This window comes from Chryseobacterium potabilaquae, assembly GCF_902728265.1.
GTDB classification, from domain to species: Bacteria; Bacteroidota; Bacteroidia; order Flavobacteriales; family Weeksellaceae; genus Chryseobacterium; species Chryseobacterium potabilaquae.
In genome coordinates this window covers 17,526-41,626 of record NZ_CACVBR010000027.1, presented here as the reverse complement: position 1 = coordinate 41,626, position 24,101 = coordinate 17,526, and the positions used below count along the sequence as shown (strand labels likewise).

Genomic DNA, 24,101 nt, shown 5'->3' with positions numbered 1-24,101 from the left:
ATAGAATGTACTATAAGTAAAGGACTACCTTAGTTCTTTATCTTGAAATAATTAAAACAACTTGATCCCATTTATTTACAATTACATAATAAAACTATAATGATGAGCAAAAATATCGATACAAATCTTGTACAACAAATAACAACTTATGGACTTTCTCAGTCCCAAATGGGTATTTATTTAGAATATCTTCAATACCCGGAGTTGTTACAATATAATTATCCTTGTTACTTTAAATTTTCCAAGCAAGTAGATATCCATCGTCTTAAAAGAGCTATAGAATTGGTCTTAAATACCTATCCTATTTTTCGTAACCGTATTATAGGGCAAGATGGAGAATTACGTCAATATTCTGATGATAACCTTTATATAGAAGTTTTGATTGAATATGTGCAGGTTGGGATTGAAAATGAGAAACTTAAGGAATTTGTTCGTCCCTTTGATTTGAGTAAAGACGTATTAACAAGGTTTTTGTTATTAGAAACTCCTGAGAGTATTTATCTTGCCCATGATATCCATCACATTATTATGGATGGAAAGACGACAGATGTTATTTATCATCTTATCGAACTCGCCTATCAAGGTGAAGAATTGCCAAGGGAAGCGATGTCTTTTTATGAGTATACGGATTATGAGATAAAAAGCTTTGAGACATCAGCATATAAAGAATCATCGGACTATTATAAAGAAAAGTTTCAAGGTTTAGGAATGACCAAACTGCCAGGAGAATTGAATAATAAACCTGGTCTTCTCCATCAGCAATCCTCATTTGTACCGAAGGCTAAGGTAGATAAAGCTTGTGAATTAAATGGTATACGTCCTTCGTGGTTGTTTATGTCCGCCTTTGAAGTCGTTTTATCTCGCTTTAGCCGAGAAGATAGCGTCTCCTATTCAACGGCTCTTCATGGCCGAAATCTATCTTCTCTGCGAGATACATTGGGAATGTTTGTAAAGACTGCTCCTGTTTTATCTCATCTTGAAGGAGAAACCAAAGTAATAGATTATATCCAATCTCATAAGCAGGAGTTGGATTCTATCCGGTCTCATGACATATATCCTTTTACTCATTTTTGTAGTGAATTAGGTATTGTACCCGAGGTGACTTTTGGATTTCAAGGAAGGTTTATTAAAGATGATATCCATTTTCTGAATGAAGATGTTGTAAGGGTTCCTATGGTTGAGCGTGCTTGTTCTCAAAAGCCTGTTGTTGTGGTGTATGATAATGAAACTGACTATGAAATTAGAGTTCAGTATATTGACTGTCAGTATTCCGCTGCTACTATTCAGAGTTTTTCGGATTCTATCGCTGTTTGTGTCGATCAGATGCTTGAATTGCTTGAGGCACCTATCAAAGATTTATCCATCATATCGGCTCTAGACTATGGAGTTCTTGAGTTATTAGGTAAAGGTCCAGAAATGTCTTATGACCCCTCAGAGACTATAATAAGTTTATTTAGCAAGCAAGTTCTTGAAAATCCCGAAGCTGTCGCTGTCGTATATGAAGGTCGAGAATATACCTATGGTGAAGTGGATGAACTCTCTACTCGTTTGGGCTTATATCTTCGTGATCATGGAGTGGGTAGAGATCAAGTTGTAGGAGTTATGATTGATCGCAGTGAGTGGATGGTTATTTATCCTTTATCTATTCTAAAAGCGGGTGGAGCGTATATGCCTTTGGATATGGCTCTTCCTAGTGATCGTCTATTGTATATGGTTGATGAAGCAGGAGTGTCTATAATATTATCAGAAGAGGGATTGGTCACTTCAAGAATTCCGTCTTTCCAAGGCGATGTTATTGTAACGAAAGATGTTTTGAATTTAGTTAAAACAGATGATTTATTAGAATATAGCTCATCTTTGGCAGATATGAGTGTTATTTTATACACTTCCGGTTCTACAGGTCGTCCAAAAGGTTGTATTCTTGAACAGGGTAATCTGCTAAACTTTAGTCATTGGTATATCAACGAATATAATATTACGTCATCAGATCGAGGGATTGCCTATGCTAATTTTAGTTTTGATGCTCATATGATGGATTTATATCCTTTGTTATTTTGTGGAGGGTGTATTCATATTATCTCTTCTTCACTTCGTATGGATATGTTCCTACTGAACAAGTATATTGAAGAAAATAATATTAGCATTGCCTTTTTGACGACTCAGATAGGGGCTCAGATTGTTTCTATGTTTGAGAATCATTCTCTACGTTTATTATCTGTGGGAGGAGAGCAACTTCCTCCTTTGAAGAAACCTTCGTATAGCTTAGTTAATATCTATGGTCCTACGGAATGTACTGTTTGTAGTAGTTTTCACGAGGCTACAAGAGATTTTGATAATAAACGTATAGGCCGCCCGCTAGCTAATTATCAATTATATATAGTAGATCAATCCTTACATATGGTCCCTAAAGGTGTTGCTGGCGAGTTATGTGTAGGTGGAGCGGGTGTATCACGTGGTTATTTAAACCGAGCAGATTTAACCTCAGAGAAGTTTATAGAATTAAATGGGAGTCGTATATACCGTACCGGAGACTTGGTTCGTTGGAACGAAGATGGAGATCTTGAATATTTAGGGCGTATAGATAATCAGGTTAAATTACGAGGATTACGTATTGAGTTAGGAGAAATAGAAAATGTAATGTCTCGTTATAATGGCATTCAACAAGCTATTGTAGATGTAAAAGAAATTGGAGGTTTACAGTCTTTATGTGGATATTATACTTCTGAAGAATTGATTGAAGAAGCTGATCTTCGTGACTATCTTTTATTATCCCTTGCTGATTACATGGTTCCTACTACTTTCATGAAATTGGAATCCTTTCCTCTGACTTCCAATGGTAAGGTTAACCGAAAAATCCTTCCTGTTCCTGAAATGAAGCATGAGGAAATTATAGCTGCAGAGACTCCGCTGGAGGACTCACTTTTTACTATTACCAAAGGAATGTTGGGGGTTGCAACATTTGGAGTTACCACGAATTTGATCTCTATGGGTTTAACATCTATGGGAGCGATAAAACTATCTTTACTCATCCAAAAAGAATTAGGGTTGAGCTTGAAAACGAAAGATATATTATCCAATCCTACGATTAGAAAGTGGACAAGTTATATACAAAAAGAAGAGCAGATTAAAGTATATGATCAATTGGATTCCTATCCGCTAACAGGGAATCAGTGGGGAATTTATGTTGACTGGGAACAGCATAGAAGCAGTCTACAATATAATGTACCGTGGGCTTTAAAATTTACAGGTGTTGATGTATCAGCATTAAGAACATCTTTAGAAAAAGTATTAGGTGCCCATCCTTATATTAAAGCTCGTTTGGCTGTTGATAACGGGGAAGTAGTGCAATTGCGTCGTGATGAAGACCCGTTTAACATTCAAGTTGCTTCATTAGAGGAAGATCCTGATAGTGAATATTTCCAAAGTCTTGTTCGTCCATTTAATCTTCTTGAGGATGAACTCTATCGTATTGAAATATATAAGACCAATAATCATACTTATTTATTTATGGATATTCATCATATTATCTATGATGGAGGATCTGTGGATATTGTATTGAATGACTTAGCAAAAGCGTATCAAGGAATTGAAATAGAGAAGGAAACTTTTACTGCCTATGAATATTCATTGGAATACAAAGAGTGGTCGGAATCTAAGTTTTATAATGATGCAGAAGCTTATTTCGATACACTGGTAGATGGAGTAGATTCAATATTATATCCATTATCTACGATTACAGAAACAGATGGGACAAGTAAGAAACAGATATTTTCTGTACCTCGACGTTCAGTACAAGATATGTGTAAGCAATTAGGAGTAACAGAAAATTGTTTTTTAGTCACAGCTTTTATGCAGGTTTTGCATCGCTTAACTTCAGAGGATCATATTATGATCAGCACCTTATCCAATGGCCGCTCTTCAACAAACGTTTCGAATACGATAGGGATGTTTGTACAGACTCTACCTATTGTAAGCCATCTCACAGAAGAAACACTGGGGGCTGTCATGTCCCAAATGCAGGATCAACTTTTGGATACTATTAGCCATGAGAAATATCCTTTCACCCGTTTGGCAGAACGTCATACGTTGAAGCCTAATATTATGATTGCTTATCAAGGTGGAGTTGTTGATGAAACACTATATTTTAATAATAATCCTGTAGAGCAGTTAGAGCTTTATTTAACCACTCCTAAAGTACCTTTAGATATAGATATTGTTCCTCATACCGATATGTATCAGATTACGTTGGAATATGATAGTGGACTTTATAGAGAAGAGGATATGCTTCTCTTGGGAAGAAGTTTTCAATCCTTTATTGATTCTTTAGTAACAAGCTCTGTTGAAGACCAACTTTCAAAGATACCTTTAGTTTCTGAATTTGAATTTCAGGATCTGATAAGTCTGGGTAATGGAGGTGAAATATCCTATAACCTTACTGAGACTTTTGTAGATCTGTTTACTAAGCAAGTACAGCTTAATGGGGAAAAAATAGCGGTAGTAGATGAAGAAGGTTCTATTACGTACGGAGAGCTAGATCGGATGTCTGATTCTCTTGCTTCTGTCTTAGTGAGTAAAGGAGTAGGTAGAGATCATTTTGTAGCTCTTATGCTTCCTCGTTGTAAAGAGTTTATCGTGTGTTTTTTAGCTGTATTTAAAGCAGGAGGAGCTTATATTCCCCTGGATAATGATTATCCTAATGATCGTCTGCTTTATATGCTTGAAGATTCTCAAGCAAAAGTATTGCTGACAACGAATTCCTTATTTACAGAGAAACAAAATAGTGGTGATTTTAGTGTTGAAAATATATTGTATGTTGATGACTTCGATTTTAATAATTGGGACTGTTCTGTAAATTATAGTACAGCTAGTTCATTAGCGTATATGATTTATACTTCAGGATCAACAGGTCAGCCTAAAGGAGTGATGATAGAACATCAAAGTCTTCGCTCTTTTGTATCTTGGTTTTCGGGTTGTGTAGAATTAACTTCGGATGATCGTTGTGCTCAGCATGCAAGTTTTAGTTTTGATGCTTCTATGGACGATTTGATGACTCCATTATCAGTGGGAGCCGAGATTCATATTTTATCCTCTGTGCTTCGACATGATATGGCAGGTATGTATAATTACTTTATAGATCATCAAATAACAGGGGCGTCTTTGAGTACTCAGTTGGGAATGGAGATGTTGAATGAATATGAATTACCTCTTCGTTTTATAGTAGTAGGAGGAGAAAAGTTGAAATTGACTAAGCTCTCATCCACGAAAGTAATTAATACGTATGGTCCGACAGAATTTACAGTATCAGCTACTTATCATATACTGGATTCTCAACGAAGTTATGGAAATATTCCTATAGGTCGTCCAGTACCTAACAGTATCTCTGCGATAGTAGACAAATCGGGTAATTTAGTACCTCGAGGTATAGCTGGCGAGTTGTGTCTTATAGGTCGTCAAATCTCTCGAGGATATTGGGAAAGGTCTGCCCTTACGATGGAAAAGTTTGTTTCTTGTCCCTTTATAAATGGAGAAAAGATGTACAGAACGGGTGATCTCGCTCGTTGGAATGAAGAAGGGGAATTGGAGTATTTAGGACGTATTGATAATCAAATTAAATTACGAGGTTTCCGAATTGAGCTTGGTGAAATAGAAACGGCGATGTTGTGTCATGAGGGGATTCAGGATGCTATTGTAGAAGTAAAGGAAATAGGAGGAGTACAACATTTGTGTGCCTATTATACATCTCATGATACCATTGAAAAAGAGCACTTACGGGAATATCTTTCAGAGTCTCTTGCTGATTATATGATACCTACAGCATTTACATATCTAGAATCATTTCCTTTAACCCCTAATGGTAAAGTAAATAGAAAAGCACTTCCGATGCCGAATTTACAAACAGAAGAAATAATAGCTCCTGAGACATCGTTGGAGAAATCCTTCTTAGTTATTGCAAAAACACTGTTGGGAAATGAAGAATTTGGGGTAACTACTAATTTAATCTCTATGGGATTGACTTCTATGGGGGCGATAAAACTATCTCTACTTATCCAAAAAGAGCTAGGATTGACACTAAAAACAAAAGATATATTATCACATCCCACGATTAGGAAATGGACGGGATATATACAAGTAGAAAAAGAGCAGGTTAAAGTATATGAAAGAAAAGAAAATTATCCATTAATAGAGAACCAGTTAGGAATTTACTTAGATTGGGAGAAGCATAGAGACAGTTTGCAGTATAATGTACCCATGGCTCTGAAGTTTACAGGGGTTGATGTTGAAGCATTGCACAGGTCTTTAGAAAAAATATTAGATATACATTCTTATATTAAAGTCCGGTTAGAAGCTAAAGATGGAAATATTTATCAGGTAAGATGTGACGAAGATCCTGTACAAATCCAGGTTAATAAGTTAGAAATTGATCCTGAAACTGGATATTTCCAAAGTCTTGTTCGTCCCTTTAATCTTCTTAAAGAGAATCTTTATCGTATTGAAATCTATGAAACGAATCATCATACTTACTTATTTATAGATATTCATCATATCATTTTCGATGGTATCTCGGCCAATATTTTAATGAAAGATTTACAGTTGGCATATCAAAATATGGAGATACAGAATGAAAAATTTACCTTTTATGAATATTCACTAGAATACAATGAATGGAAGGAATCAGAAGCTTACGTAGAATCAGAAGCGTATTTTGATGAATTGGTGAAAGAAACAGAATCTGTATTATATCCAGTATCAGAAGTATTAGAAACAGATGGAAAAAGCAGAAGGTTGTCTTTATCCCTACCCCGCGCTGCTATAAAAGAAATGTGCAAAGATTTGAGTATAACTGAAAACTGTTTCTTTGTAACGTCTTTTATGCAAATATTGCACCGCATAACTCGAGAAAATAATATACTGATAACAACAGTATCGAATGGACGTTCTTCAATGCATATTTCGAATACAATCGGGATGTGTGTACAAACTCTTCCTATTGTCAGCCGCTTTACGGAAATCACAATATGGGATGCTATGCTTCAGATGCAGAATCAACTTTTAGACACCGTTAGCCACGAAAAATACCCATTTACCCGTTTGTCTGAACGTCATATGCTGAAACCTAATATTATGATCGCTTACCAAGGAGGAATTTCGGAGGAAGTATTACGTTTTAATGATAGTCCTGTAGAAGAGCTGGAATTGTATTTAACAACTGCGAAAGTGCCTCTTAGTTTAAACATCATTCCATTAGAAGATACTTATCAATTATTGTTAGAATATGATAGTAGCCTTTATTCTGATGAGGATATGTTTCGATTAGGAAAGAGCCTTGAATCATTTACTACTTCTCTTTCACTCGTTTCCCCTCAACAGCAAATTTCTAACATACCATTAGTATCTGAAGCAGAATACAAGAGATTGCTCTCTTTGGGACAAGGAAAGAAGCTAGCTTATAATGATTCTGATACATTTGTAGATTTATTTAGAAAACAAGTTGCACTTTATCCAAACAAACCTGCAGTAGTAGATGAGGTGGGAGTAATCAGCTATCTAGAATTGGATCAAATGTCAGATGCTTTAGCAGCAATTCTTATAGAGAAAGGAGTAAGTAGTGATCATTTTGTAGCCATAATGCTTCCTCGACAAAAAGAGTTTCTAATGAGTATCTTGGCTGTGTTTAAATCCGGAGGAGCATATGTTCCTCTAGACAGTGAATATCCAAATGAGCGACTGCTTCATATACTTAATGACTCGAAAGCGGATATTCTTCTTACCACGCGTTCATTAATCGAAGACAAAAATAAAAATGAAGATTTTACAATAGGAGAACACTTATTTTTAGATGAATTAGACTATAAAAATAACGTGGTTTCGATCAATCGCAGTCAGCCATCATCTTTGGCTTATATGATTTATACTTCTGGATCCACAGGTCTTCCTAAAGGAGTAATGATAGAACATAAAAGTCTTGTGTCTTTTATTCAATCTCGTCATTATTTTTTAGAACTAACTTCGGATGATCGTTGTGCTCAGCATGCTAGCTTCAGTTTTGATGCATCTTTGGACGATCTTATAACACCTTTATCTGTAGGAGCAGAGGTACATATCTTGCCTTCATCATTAAGACAGGATATGGAAAAGATGTATCATTATTTTAATGAATACAAAATAACCGGACTTACTCTAAATACTCAATTAGGAATGGAAATGCTGAATCAGTATGATTTATCCCTTCGATATCTTATGGTAGGAGGAGAGAAGCTAAAGTCTATAAAACCGTCTTTAGTAAAAGTTATTAATGGTTATGGTCCCACTGAGTTTACGGTATGTTCATCTTACCATATAGTTGATCCAAAACGTGAGTATTCAAATATTCCTATTGGACGCCCGCTTCCCAATAGTATTTCCGTGATAGTAGATGAAACTGGAAATCTTTTGCCTCATGGCTTTACAGGAGAGTTATGTCTTATAGGTAGCCAAATATCACGTGGGTATTGGCAACGTTATGAGCTTACTAAGGAAAAGTTTGTGAATTGTCCGTTTATGGAAGATGAAAAAATGTATCGTACGGGAGATCTTGCTCGTTGGAATGAGGAGGGTGAATTGGAATATTTGGGGCGTATTGACAATCAGATAAAATTGAGAGGTTTTAGGATTGAGCTGGGAGAAATAGAGGCTGCAATAGCTTGTTATGAAGATATTCAAAGCTCTATTGTTGAGATTAAAGAAATTGGAGGAACCCAACATTTATGTGCCTATTATATCTCTCATGAGGCTATTGAAAAAGACCTTTTAAGGGAATATTTATTAAAATCTCTTGCCGACTATATGGTACCTACAGCATTTATGCAGTTAGAGTCCTTTCCTTTGACTCCAAATGGTAAAGTAGATCGAAAAATACTCCCGATTCCTGAAATAGAAAGAAATATAGAGTATGTACCTCCTACTAATATTATTGAAAAAGATATATGTTCTGTATTTTCTGAGATTCTAAAAATTGACAAAGTAGGTATTAATGATAATTTTTTTGAATTCGGAGGTACTTCTATGACTGCAATTAAAGCAATTATTCAAATTTCTACTCTAAATTATAAAATCAATTACGGAGATTTATTTAAACTTAAAACTCCTTTTGCCTTGGCGAGCTTCATAAAGTACCAAGGATTAGTTGATCCACAAGATAAATTGGATAATACATTTGATTTATCAACCTATGATTATTCAGGAATTAATAAAGTTCTTTCTGAAAATCATCATGAGGACTTTTGGACGGATTCTGATTTACATACTCACGGAACTATATTACTTACAGGCTCTACGGGGTATTTAGGAATTCATTTGTTACATTATTTGCTATTGAATGGAGAGAGTGATATTTATTGTTTGGTACGTTCGCAATCTAAAATAACTTCAATAAACAGGCTTAAATCCTTAATGATATATTACTTTAATGATGATTGGGAAAATCATTTTGATTCTAGGGTGAAGGTTCTTGAAGGTGATATTACTGACGATACATTATCTGAAACTGTAAAAGAAATTTCAATAGATACAATATTCAATTGTGCTGCTATTGTGAAGCATTATGTGACTGAAGATACAATAGAAAAAGTAAATATCAATGGGGTTTCCAACTTAATATCTCTTAGTCAGTCAAAAGATGCTTTGCTCATCCATATATCAACTTACAGTATTGGAGGAGCAGTTGAAAAGGGTAGCCCTAATAGTTTTACGGAACAAGATTTATACATTGGTCAAGTTACAGATAATGAATATATATATACCAAATTTATAGCTGAGAGGATTATTTTACAGAATATAGCGGATGGAAAATTAAAAGCCAAAATCATGCGTGTTGGGAATCTTATGGGAAGAGAAAGCGATGGCGAGTTTCAGATTAATTTCAGTAACAATGCTTTTGTTAATTATTTAAAAAGTTATAAGGTCTTAGGCGTATTCCCTTTGAATCAAATGACAAATGCTGTAGAAGTATCTCCTATTGATAGGGTTGCTGAAGCTGTTGCAGTACTAGCCACTACTCCGGAAAAGATGATTGTATTTCATCCTTATAATAATTATAAAATAAATATGGCGGTTATTGTAAAAGCATTTAATGATTATGGATATAAAATTGATTTAACATCTGAGGTTGACTTTTCAGCACGTATATCGGAGTTATTACGTCATCCTGATAAAGCAATATATCTTCAAGGGCTTATTCATTCTGGGACGTTAGATGAAAATTTATCTATAGTGGAATCAGATAATAATAATACCACACGAATATTGTATCACTTAGGATTCTATTGGAATCCTCTAAATACAGACTATATATATCAACTCATTGAAATGTTGGATGGTCTGGCTTTTTTTGAGGAGTATAATTTGACGAAAGAAACGGAAAATAAGAGTTTATTTTTTATGTAATACTTCGTGTTTTGATGTGAAAAAATATTTTTCTTAGTGGCGAAAATATATTTATGATAAAAAAGGAGGCTAGAGGCTTCCTTTTTTATATATGTAGGATATTATTGAAGGAGTGGAATCATAGCAAACGAAAAGAGTTATAATAAGTATACTTACTATTTCTACACGAAAATCTTTAACCATATTACCTTGTATAAATTTTAATTGGAATATGAGGATATTTGAGTGTGAAAATTTTTTTAAGAAAAGATGTAAAATAATATAAGATAATGAAAAGGAGGCTGGAAGGCTTCCTTTTTTTGTGCAAAAGTATATATAACGGGGAGAAGATTTGTATCCTTTTATTATACAAGTACTCTTTGATTTTAATAAAACTACCACTTAATATAAAAGAGGATAGAGTGAGCGGAATCAGGCTAATGATTATAGAAGATAGCCATTATTTATCATTAATTTATAGTAGGAAAAATTGTAGTAATAATATTACAAATCGCGTAATTACAAACGTTCTTTGCGTTTTGTGTTTATATTTTACTTTAGCAATGAATTTAATGTGAATGTTTTTAAATGCTTATATCAAGTTGTTTTTGGCTAGTTTCATCCAAATTGTACAATAGAGAGAAATTAAAACGCCTTTGATAGAAATATACATTTATTATGTTTAAAAGCGCATTATGTATTATCGTTTTTTGTGCTGAAAATTGAATGTTTGAAAAACAAATATAAATAATTAATACTATGAAAAAACAAAATATTCATGAGATTGTTTATTATGATTAATTAATGGATAGGTAGAGATAGGAATATGTAGAATTCAAATCACGAACTATTGCTTTAAAAGCCTGATTCCATTATTTATATTGATTATTTTTTCTCTTTAGGAGGAGTGTATTTTTTTAGTACAGTAGTTACTTTAGTTAGATGTCGATGTGGTATCAATTGAAGATCATTTCAAATATAATAATGAAATGATGATGAGATATTATTTGCTAAAGTGACACAAATTATTGGATTTATTATCCAATGATTAATAGAAAGTTCATTTTCATCGTACTTACCATACGCTGCCCAAGGGTTTAAAAGATCCTTGGGCTTTTAAAATTTTGGATAGGGATTTTGAGATGTTATAAAAGGCTTTCATTGAGATATTAATTATTAAAGACATGTTAAACAATGGTTTATAATAGAATAGAAGTCGGTTGTATCCTTTTGTTTCATAATGTATTTAGATAATTGCTTTCCCCAATTTTAGAATTTATTCTATGATATAATTTCATCCATAATAGATGAAAAACACAATAAAGTTATAACATTAAAATAATGAAAAATGAAAAAATTATTACCTTTAGTGCTCCTTGGAACACTTTCCTATGGTCAAATTGGGATTAATACTTCTTCTCCCAACGCGACCTTAGATATCACGGCAAAAAACACGAATGGCAGTACACCTGAAGGGGTTATTGCTCCTCGTCTTACAGGGAATACCTTGTTTGCAGCTATTGCTTTAAATACCTATGGTATTGCCCAGCAAGGAGCTATTGTATATGTTACTGAAGCAGCTACATTAGCTAATAGGATAGGTCAAACGGTTGAGGTAGATTCTGTGGGTTATTATTACTTTGACTCTGATCAGAATCAATGGCATAAACTAGGAGGTGGGAACAATTTTTATAACTCAGATGGTACTTTGTCTGATCCCCGCCAAGTTACCATGAATGGGAATAATTTAGGTTTTACAGGAGGAAGAATTGGAATGGGAACAAATACTCCTAATCCTTCTGCTATTTTGGATCTTACCAGTACAACATTAGGATTTTCCCCTCCTCGTATGACCAGAATACAGATGGATGCGATATCCGGTCCGTCTCATGGCCTTCTTATATTTTGTACAGACTGTTTTGGGGTAAATAAAGGATGTTTAATGATAAATGATTCAGTAGATCCTACTATTCCTAATTGGGGTTCTTTATGTTCTACAAATATTCCTACGGGAATTATTGATAATATTCAGTGTATGAATGCTAGTACTACTGGGGCTTTACATGCTGGAATCTTGGCTAATGGGGTAACTACCACTGTACCTTATACAGGAGGTCATAGTGGGACTTATTTTTCTAGTTCCTTTAATTCTACTGGAGTGACAGGTTTAGTAGCTCATTTGCGTGATGGCTCTATTGTAGATGGTAATGGAACATTGGTTTTTGATATTACTGGGACCCCTTCAGCGGCGGGCACAGCAAGTTTCAATATAACAGTAGGTGGGCAATCTTGTACCTTTACGATTGATGTTGATGCTTTTACGGCAAGTGTAGTTTCGATAGATTGTGGAACAGCTGTATTTTCTCCGGCTGCCATTATTCAAGGTCAGCCTTATACGGGAACTTTTACAATTCCTTATACAGGAGGGAATGGAGATCCTTATCCTCAACAACAGTTTACACAGAATGGGTTAACATTTACCTTACCTGCAGGAACCTTGGCTACAGGAAATGGTAATTTTGTATATACAGTAACCGGAACAGCGACTAATGTTACTACGATGAGTATTCTTATTAGTTTTGGCAGTGTTTCATGTAATGTAAGCAAGGCAGTGACTACAGGCGGCGGAGGTAGTATAGTAACTATGTGTATGGGCAGTGGTGCTACTAAAAATTGGTTAGCACATAATTTAGGCGCCAATACAAGTTTAGACCCTAATACTTTGGTAAAAGATATTCATGGAAATTATTATCAATGGGGAAGAAATAATGTGGTTGCAGATGCGAATACTCCTGCGGGTGTTATTAGCGGATGGAATACTATAAGTGCTTCCAATGGCTCTTGGAACAGTGGAACAGAAGATATTCCGGTAAAAACAGCTATAGATCCTTGTCCTTCAGGTTTCCGTGTACCTACCAGACAAGAATGGGTATCTATTTTTAATAATACCAATCCTAGTACGATAGGAACCTTTGTTAATGACCCTACTAATTTTGGATCTGGAATTCAGCTTACTTGTCCAGGTAACGGAAATAAGCTTACTCTTCCAGCAGCAGGGGCACGTAATAGAGTAGCAGGTGCTTTGGTTGAACGTGGCAGTGGTGGCTATTATTGGAGCAGTACAGAGCGTGGTAGTGGCCAAGCATACACGATGTACTTTTATAGTAATATCTCTCCGGCTTACTATAGTGTTCGTACTGAAGGATATTCAGTTCGTTGTATCTCAGAATAAATTTTATTGATTTTTCTAGTAGGTGGATTTAATTTTACTATTTCACCAACTTAGAATGATAACTAATCATAACCCGATGGCTTTGCTGTCGGGTTTTTACCATATAATAATGAATAATTATACTTATTATTTAGTGCGATAGCTATAAGAATTTCCACACTGAATTCAAAATCATTTTGCTTGAAGTTTTATATGTGGCTATTTAAATATTTAAAAATTATTGTTTTTTTTTATCTATTTTTTAATTTAAGTTAAAAAAAATAGTATATTTATTACGTTTTGTAAATAATTAAAACTATGAAAAAATAAAATATTCATGGGATTGTAGAGAATAATTCCTATATGGACAGGTAGATATACGAATTTTAGTCCAATTTACGACCTAATTAATTTAGATGTCTAATTTCCTGTTTATATGGATTATTTTTCTCGTTAGAGATCGATAGTAATATTTTAACTATATATTCATTTGGTAAGAAACTGAAGATCATAATATATAGTAGCTATGAAAATAAGATTGAAATATCTCTATACTTTATAATCATTGTTCCTTGATTAATTAAAGATAGTACTTATCCTCTCTTTTCCATGAGTTAAAAAATCCTTGGGTCTTAAAATTTTTATGTGGATTTAATCAGGCTTGAAAATAAGTCTTATTGAAATAATATTGATTATGAAATTAGTAAACCATAGTGTAGAAAATACAAGATGAAATAAAAATTTAATAATAGGAATAGGATGAAAAAAGGGTACGTCTTTTTACATTTCAATGCATTCAGATAAGCTTTTCTTCTCTTAATTTTTAGAATTTTCAAAATCTACGGATATCTGATTTCTTCCATATATGGATAGAAAATACTTTAAAAATAAAATGTTAAAATAATGAAAATGAAAAAATTATTACCTTTAATGTTCTTTGGAACACTGATGTTTGGTCAGACGGGAATTAATACTTCTTCTCCCAACGCGACCTTAGATATCACGGCAAAAAACACGAATGGCAGTACACCTGAAGGGGTTATTGCTCCTCGTCTTACAGGGAATACCTTGTTTGCAGCTATTGCTTTAAATACCTATGGTATTGCCCAGCAAGGAGCTATTGTATATGTTACTGAAGCAGCTACATTAGCTAATAGGATAGGTCAAACGGTTGAGGTAGATTCTGTGGGTTATTATTATTTTGACTCTGATCAGAATCTATGGCATAAATTGGGAGGTGGGAACAATTTTTATAACTCAGACGGTACTTTGTCTGATCCCCGTCAAGTTACCATGGATGGGAATAATTTAGGTTTTATAGGAGGAAGAATTGGAATGGGGACAAATACTCCTAATCCTTCTGCTATTTTGGATCTTACCAGTACAACATTAGGATTTTCCCCTCCTCGTATGACTAGGGTACAGATGGATGCGATATCCGGACCGTCTAATGGTCTCGTTATATTTTGTATAGATTGCTTTGGGGTAAATAAAGGATGTTTAATGATAAACGATTCGGTAGATCCTACTATTCCTAATTGGGGTTCTTTATGTTCTACAAATATTCCTACGGGAATTATTGATAATATTCAGTGTGTGAATGCTAGTACTACGGGAGCTTTACATGCCGGAATCTTGGCTAGTGGGGTAACTACCACTGTACCTTATACAGGAGGTCATAGTGGGACTTATTTTTCTAGCTCTTTCAATTCTACTGGAGTAACAGGTTTAGTAGCTCATTTGCGTGATGGCACTATTGTAGATGGTAATGGAACATTGGTCTTTGATATTACTGGAACCCCTTCAGCTGCAGGCACAGCAAGTTTCAATATAACAGTAGGTGGGCAATCTTGTACCTTTACGATTGATGTTGATGCTTTTACGGCAAGTGTAGTTTCAATAGATTGTGGAACAGCTGTATTTTCTCCGGCTGCCATTATTCAAGGTCAGCCTTATACGGGAACTCTTACAATTCCTTATACGGGAGGGAATGGAGATCCTTATCCTCAACAACAGTTTACACAGAATGGGTTAACATTTACCTTACCTGCAGGAACCTTGGCTACAGGAAATGGTAATTTTGTATATACAGTAACCGGAACAGCTACTAATGTTACTACGATGAGTATTCTTATTAGTTTTGGCAGTGTTTCATGTAATGTAAGCAAGGCAGTGACTACAGGCGGTGGAGGTAGTATAGTAACTATGTGTATGGGCAGTGGTGCTACTAAAAATTGGTTAGCACATAACTTAGGAGCCAATACAAGTTTAGACCCTAATACTTTGGTAAAAGATATTCATGGAAATTATTATCAATGGGGAAGAAATAATGTGGTTGCAGATGCGGATACTCCTGCGGGTGTTATTAGCGGATGGAATACTACAAGTGCTTCCAATGGCTCTTGGAATAGTGGAACAGAAGATATTCCGGTAAAAACAGCTATAGATCCTTGTCCTTCAGGTTTCCGTGTACCTACCAGACAAGAATGGGTATCTATTTTTAATAATACCAATCCTAGCACGATAGGAACCTTTGTTAATGACCCTACTAATTTTGGATCTGGAATTCAGCTTACTTGTCCAGGTAACGGAAATAAGCTTACTCTTCCAGCAGCAGGGGCACGTAATAGAGTAGCAGGTGCCTTGGTTGAACGCGGCAGTGGTGGCTATTATTGGAGCAGTACAGAGCGTGGCAGCGGTCAAGCATACACGATGTACTTTTATAGTAATATCTCTCCGGCTTACTATAGTGTTCGTACTGAAGGATATTCAGTTCGTTGTATCTCAGAATAAATTCTATTGATTTTTTAGTAGGTGAAATTCATTTTACTATTTCACCAACTTAGAATGATAACTAATCATAACCCGATGGCCTAGCTGTCGGGTTTTTTTAATAAAATAGAGTAACTGTAGATAGAATTCTGATAATAAGTCTATTGCGGAATGATTTTAATGAACAAAATAAAACTGTAATAATTTTTTGATTTATTTGGATGGTATTTTTTTTAAATTTATTGTGAATGGTTGTAAAAAAATATAAATCCTTTAAAAAAATAAGATGTTAAATTTTATTTTCCCTTGTAAGAAAGGCATTCCTTGGGTTTATATCAAATTTTGAATGCTTAAATATTTCATAGTTTTGTGAAAAAAAGTGAATCATAATTTAAAAACCACAAAAACAGAATCTAATTTTTCACAACAAATAACAACTTATGGACTTTCTCAGTCCCAAATGGGTATTTATTTAGAATATATTCAATACCCGGAGTTGCTACAATATAATTATCCTTGTTACTTTAAATTTTCCAAGCAAGTAGATATCCATCGTCTTAAAAGAGCTATAGAATTGGTCTTAAATACCTATCCTATTTTTCGTAACCGTATTATAGGGCAAGATGGAGAATTACGTCAATATTCTGATGATAACCTTTATATAGAAGTTTTGATTGAATATGTACAGGTGGGGATTGAGAATAAGAAACTTAAGGAATTTGTTCGCCCCTTTGATTTGAGTAAAGACGTATTAACAAGGTTTTTGTTATTAGAAACTTCTGAGAGTATTTATCTTGCCCATGATATCCATCACATTATTATGGATGGAAAGACGACAGATGTTATTTATCATCTTATCGAACTCGCCTATCAAGGTGAAGAATTGCCAGGTGAAGCGATGTCTTTTTATGAGTATACGGATTATGAGATAAAAAGCTTTGAGACATCAGCATATAAAGAATCATCGGACTATTATAAAGAAAAGTTTAGAGGTTTAGGAATGACCAAACTGCCAGGAGAATTGAATAATAAACCTGGTCTTCTCCATCAGCAATCCTCATTTGTACCGAAGGCTAAGGTAGATGAAGCTTGTGAATTAAATGGTATACGTCCTTCGTGGTTGTTTATGTCCGCCTTTGAAATCGTTTTATCTCGCTTTAGCCGAGAAGATAGCGTCTCTTATTCAACGGCTCTTCATGGCCGAAATCTATCTTCTCTGCGAGATACATTGGGAATGTTTGTAAAGACGGCTCCTGTTTTATCTCATCTTGAAGGAGAAACCAAAGTAATAGATTATATCCAATCTCATAAGCAGGAGTTGGATTCTATCCGGTCTCATGATATATATCCTTTTACTCATTTTTGTAGTGAATTAGGTATTGTACCCGAGGTAACTTTTGGATTTCAAGGAAGGTTTATTAAAGATGATATCCATTTTCTGAATGAAGATGTTGTAAGGGTTCCTATGGTGGAGCGTGCGTGTTCTCAAAAGCCTGTTGTTGTGGTATATGATAATGAAACTGACTATGAAGTTAGAGTTCAGTATATTGACTGTCAGTATTCCGCTGCTACTATTCAGAGTTTTTCGGATTCTATCGCTGTTTGTGTCGATCAGATGCTTGAATTGCTTGAGGTACCTATCAAAGATTTATCCATCATATCGGCTCTAGACTATGGAGTTCTTGAGTTATTAGGTAAAGGTCCAGAAATGTCTTATGACCCCTCAGAGACTATAATAAGTTTATTTAGCAAGCAGGTTCTTAAAAATCCCGAAGCTGTCGCTGTCGTATATGAGGGTCGAGAATATACCTATGGTGAAGTGGATGAACTCTCTACTCGTTTGGGCTTATATCTTCGTGATCATGGAGTGGGTAGAGATCAAGTTGTAGGAGTGATGATTGATCGCAGTGAGTGGATGGTTATTTATCCTTTATCTATTCTAAAAGCGGGTGGAGCGTATATGCCTTTGGATATGGCTCTTCCTAGTGATCGTCTATTGTATATGGTTGATGAAGCAGGAGTGTCTATAATATTATCAGAAGAGGGATTGGTTACTTCAAGAATTCCGTCTTTCCAAGGCGATGTTATTGTAACGAAAGATGTTTTGAATTTAGTTAAAACAGATGATTTATTAGAATATAGCTCATCTTTGACAGATATGAGTGTTATTTTATACACTTCCGGTTCTACAGGTCGCCCAAAAGGTTGTATTCTTGAACAGGGCAATCTGCTAAACTTTAGTCATTGGTATATCAACGAATATAATATTACGTCATCAGATCGAGGGATTGCCTATGCTAATTTTAGTTTTGATGCTCATATGATGGATTTATATCCTTTGTTATTTTGTGGAGGGTGTATTCATATTATCTCTTATTCACTTCGTATGGATATGTTCCTATTGAACAAGTATATTGAAGAAAATAATATTAGCATTGCCTTTTTGACGACTCAGATAGGGGCTCAGATTGTTTCTATGTTTGAGAATCATTCTCTACGTTTATTATCTGTGGGAGGAGAGCAACTCCCATCCTTAAAAAAACCATCTTATGATTTTATTAACATGTATGGTCCTACGGAATGTACTATTGGGACTAGTTTTTATGAGGTGAAAAGGGATTTTGATAATAAACGTATAGGTCGTCCCATGGCAAATTATCAACTGTATGTGGTGGATCAATTCTTGCATATGGTCCCTAAAGGTGTTGCGGGCGAGTTATGTGTAGGTGGAGCCGGTGTATCCCGTGGTTATTTAAACCGAGCAGATTTAACCTCAGAGAAGTTTATAGAATTAAATGGGAGTCGTATATACCGTACCGGAGACTTGGTTCGTTGGAACGAAGATGGAGATCTTGAATATTTAGGGCGTATAGATAATCAGGTTAAATTACGAGGATTACGTATTGAGTTAGGAGAAATAGAAAGTGTAATGTCTCGTTATAATGGCATTCAACAAGCTATTGTAGATGTAAAAGAAATTGGAGGTTTACAGTCTTTATGTGGATATTATACTTCTGAAGAATTGATTGAAGAAGCTGATCTTCGTGATTATCTTTTGCTATCCCTTGCTGATTACATGGTTCCTACTACTTTCATGAAATTGGAATCCTTTCCTCTGACTTCCAATGGTAAGGTTAACCGAAAACTCCTTCCTGTTCCTGAAATGAAGCATGAGGAAATTATAGCTGCAGAGACTCCGCTGGAGGACTCACTTTTTACTATTACCAAAGGAATGTTGGGAGTTGCAACATTTGGCGTTACCACGAATTTGATCTCTATGGGTTTAACATCTATGGGAGCGATAAAACTATCTTTACTCATCCAAAAAGAATTAGGGTTGAGCTTGAAAACAAAAGATATATTATCCAATCCTACGATTAGAAAGTGGACAAGTTATATACAAAAAGAAGAGCAGATTAAGGTATATGATAAACTTGATTCCTATCCGTTAACAGGCAATCAGTTGGGAATTTACTTGGATTGGGAAAAAAATAGAGAGAGTTTACAATATAATGTTCCTTGGGTATTAAAGTTAACTGATATTGATGCAGCATTATTACATACTGCTTTAGAAAAAATATTCAAGGCTCATTCTTATCTCAAGGTTCAGTTGGAAATGAGAGATGGAGAGATATGTCAGGTTCGTTATGATGAAAGGTCTGTGACTATTCCTATTAATAAATTGGATATTGAGCCGCAGTGGGATTTTTTTCAACAGCTTGTCTGTCCATTTGATTTAATTCAAAATCAATTATTTCGTATTGAAATATATGAGACGAATAATCATACTTATTTATTTATGGATATTCATCATATTATTTATGATGGAGGATCTGTGGATATTGTATTGCATGATTTAGTAAAAGCATGCCAAGGGGTTGAAATAGAGAAGGAAATTTTTACAGCTTATGAGCATGCATTAGAATATAAGGCTTGGACAAAATCTGAAGCATATATAGGATCAGAAGCTTATTTCGATATACTGTTAGATGGAGTAGATTCAATATTATATCCATTGTCTACAATTACAGAAACAGATGGGACAAGTAAGAAACAGATATTTTCTGTACCTCGACGTCCAGTACAAAATATGTGTAAGCAATTAGTAGTAACAGAAAATTGTTTTTTTGTAACAGCTTTTATGCAGGTTTTGCATCGCTTAACTTCAGAGGATCATATTATGATCACCACCTTATCCAATGGCCGCTCTTCAACAAACGTTTCGAATACGATAGGGATGTTTGTACAAACTTTACCTATTGTAAGTCATTTTACAGATCTCACTATTGCTGAAATAATGCTTATAATGCAGCATCAATTGTTAGAAACACTCAATAATGATCAATATCCATTTTCACATTTATCTGAGCGTCATGAAGTAAAACCTAATATCATGATCGCTTATCAAGGTGGAGTGGTCGATGAACCGTTATACTTTAATGACAGTCCTGCAGAAATGCTAAGACTTAATTTAACAAAAGCAAAAGTACCTTTGGATATAGATATTGTTCCTCATACCGATATGTATCAGATTACGTTGGAATATGATAGTGGACTTTATAGAGAAGAGGATATGCTTCTCTTGGGAAGAAGTTTTCAATCCTTTATTGATTCTTTAGTAACAAGCTCTGTTGAAGACCAACTTTCAAAGATACCTTTAGTTTCTGAATTTGAATGTCAGGATCTGATAAGTCTGGGTAATGGAGGTGAAATATCCTATAACCTTACTGAGACTTTTGTAGATCTGTTTACTAAGCAAGTACAGCTTAATGGGGAAAAAATAGCGGTAGTAGATGAAGAAGGTTCTATTACGTACGGAGAGCTAGATCGTATGTCTGATTCTCTTGCTTCTGTCTTAGTGAGTAAAGGAGTAGGTAGAGATCATTTTGTAGCTCTTATGCTTCCTCGTTGTAAAGAGTTTATCGTGTGTTTTTTAGCTGTATTTAAGGCAGGAGGAGCTTATATTCCCCTGGATAATGATTATCCTAATGATCGTCTGCTTTATATGCTTGAAGATTCTCAAGCAAAAGTATTGCTGACAACGAATTCCTTATTTACAGAGAAACAAAATAGTGGTGATTTTAGTGTTGAAAATATATTGTATGTTGATGACTTCGATTTTAATAATTGGGACTGTTCTGTAAATTATAGTACAGCTAGTTCATTAGCGTATATGATTTATACTTCAGGATCAACAGGTCAGCCTAAAGGAGTGATGATAGAGCATCAAAGTCTTCGCTCTTTTGTATCTTGGTTTTCGGGTTGTGTAGAATTAACTTCGGATGATCGTTGTGCTCAGCATGCAAGTTTTAGTTTTGATGCTTCCATGGACGATTTGATGACTCCATTATCGGTGGGAGCCGAGATTCATATTTTATCCTCTGTGCTTCGACATGATATGGCAGGTATGTATAATTACTTTATAGATCATCAAATAACAGGGGCGTCTTTGAGTACTCAGTTGGGAATGGAGATGTTGAATGAATATGAATTACCTCTTCGTTTTATAGTAGTAGGAGGAGAAAAGTTGAAATTGACTAAGCTCTCATCCACGAAAGTGATTAATACGTATGGTCCGACAGAATTTACAGTATCAGCTACTTATCATATACTGGATTCTCAACGAAGTTATGGAAATATTCCTATAGGTCGTCCAGTACCTAACAGTATTTCTGCGATAGTAGACAAATCGGGTAATTTAGTACCTCGAGGTATAGCTGGCGAGTTGTGTCTTATAGGTCGTCAAATCTCTAGAGGATATTGGGAAAGGTCTGCCCTTACGATGGAAAAGTTTGTTTCTTGTCCCTTTATAAATGGAGAAAAGATGTACAGAACGGGTGATCTCGTTCGTTGGAATGAAGAAGGGGAATTGGAGTATTTAGGACGTATTGATAATCAAATTAAATTACGAGGTTTCCGAATTGAGCTTGGTGAAATAGAAACGGCGATGTTGTGTCATGAGGGGATTCAGGATGCTATTGTAGAAGTAAAGGAAATAGGAGGAGTACAACATTTGTGTGCCTATTATACATCTCATGATACCATTGAAAAAGAGCACTTACGGGAATATCTTTCAGAGTCTCTTGCTGATTATATGATACCTACAGCATTTATATATCTAGAATCATTTCCTTTAACCCCTAATGGTAAAGTAAACCGAAAAGCACTTCCGTTACCTGAACTAGAAAGAAATGTGAAATACCAAGCTCCTACTAATAAAATAGAAGAGGATGTATGTTCGATATTTGAAAACCTTCTTACATTGGATCAAGTAGGTATTAATGATAACTTTTTCGAAATAGGAGGTACTTCTATAATGGCTATTAAAGCAATTATACAAATTACTAACCTTAATTATCAGCTTAATTACGGTGATTTGTTTAAGCTTAAAACGCCTCGTTCTATAGCGCAATTTTTAGATCCTGATATAAAAGCTTGTGAAAATAATAATGAAGATGGTCGATTTGATTTTTCTACATATAACTATAATGGAATAGAGAGTATTCTTTCTAAAGGTGAATATGATCTATGGAATAATTTCGGTGTACGTTCTTTGGGAAAAGTCATGCTAACGGGTGCTACAGGATATTTAGGTATTCATTTATTACATCATCTGTTGATGAATGATCATAGCGAAATTTATTGTTTAGTACGATCAAAGTCTAAGGTAACTCCCGAAAATAGAATTAAGGCATTGATGACTTATTATTTTAGTGATGAGTGGGAATCTCATTTTGATTCTCGAGTGAAGGTTATCGAGGGAGATATTACAGATGATAATTTAATCGAAAAATTGAAAGGAGAGAATATTGATACTATTTTCAACTGTGCTGCTATGGTAAAACATTATGTAGCAGAAAATACAATGGAAGTGGTCAATGTTGATGGCGTTGATGCTTTGATTTCTCTTTCTATAGAAAAAGATGCTTATCTTATCCATATATCTACTTATAGTATTGGAGGAACGGTGAGAAATGATGAACAAAAAATTCTTTCAGAGCAAGATTTTTACATTGGGCAGGTCACAGATAATGAATATGTACGAACCAAATTTGTAGCGGAACGAATTATTTTGGAAGCTATTGCAAGTAGAGGATTAAAAGCGAAAATAATGAGGGTAGGAAATCTTATGGGACGAGCAAGTGATGGAGAGTTTCAGATAAACTTCAACAGTAATGCTTTTGTAAGTTCTCTTAAAAGTTATAAAATTTTAGGGGTATTTCCTTTAGAGGAAATGACAAATTCCATTGAAATATCTCCTATTGATAAAACTGCGGAAGCCGTAATAAAACTTGCAGGCACGCCACAGGATATGGTCATTTTTCATCCTTATAATAACTATCAGATAGATATGGCAGTTATTGTAAAATCATTTAATGATTATGGTTATAAGATTGATGTGACCTCTAATACTATCTTTTCCGCCCGTATTTCAGAGATGATGAGCAATCCGGATGAGGCTGTATATCTTCAAGGTCTTATCCATTTTGGGAAATTGAATGAAGGCTTGTCAATTGTCGAGCCTGTAAATAACTACACTACGAATGTATTATATCGTTTAGGATTTTATTGGAACCAGCCCAATGCAAACTATATATATACGCTTATAGAAATGTTAGATGGGTTAGGCTTTTTTGATGATTATAAATTAATGAAAGGAAAAGAAAACAGACATTTATCTTTTATATAAAAGATAAATCAATGAAGGGTCTCATTT

The 24,101-nt window shown here is 34.7% G+C and carries 4 protein-coding genes; all 4 read left to right on the top strand.

Features of this window, described 5'->3' with window-relative positions; translation table 11 throughout:
• Positions 1 to 102 precede the first annotated feature (102 nt).
• The 4 genes from CHRY9293_RS13185 (at position 103) to CHRY9293_RS13170 (ending at position 24,074) form a co-directional block, all read left to right on the top strand.
• Positions 103 to 10,422, top strand: coding sequence for a non-ribosomal peptide synthetase (locus tag CHRY9293_RS13185; RefSeq protein WP_162033406.1), 10,320 nt, complete (start codon positions 103 to 105; stop codon positions 10,420 to 10,422).
• A 1,327-nt stretch (positions 10,423 to 11,749) separates the two neighbouring features.
• A complete protein-coding gene (locus CHRY9293_RS13180; RefSeq protein ID WP_162033405.1) occupies positions 11,750 to 13,633 on the top strand; it encodes an FISUMP domain-containing protein in 1,884 nt (627 codons plus the stop codon).
• Positions 13,634 to 14,521: 888 nt separating this feature from the next.
• Positions 14,522 to 16,405: an FISUMP domain-containing protein gene (locus tag CHRY9293_RS13175; protein WP_162033404.1), complete on the top strand. Its 1,884-nt coding sequence runs from the start codon at positions 14,522 to 14,524 to the stop codon at positions 16,403 to 16,405.
• 358 nt (positions 16,406 to 16,763) lie between these two features.
• Entirely contained in the window at positions 16,764 to 24,074 is a 7,311-nt protein-coding gene (locus CHRY9293_RS13170; RefSeq protein ID WP_162033403.1) for a non-ribosomal peptide synthetase, read from the top strand.
• Positions 24,075 to 24,101 lie beyond the last annotated feature (27 nt).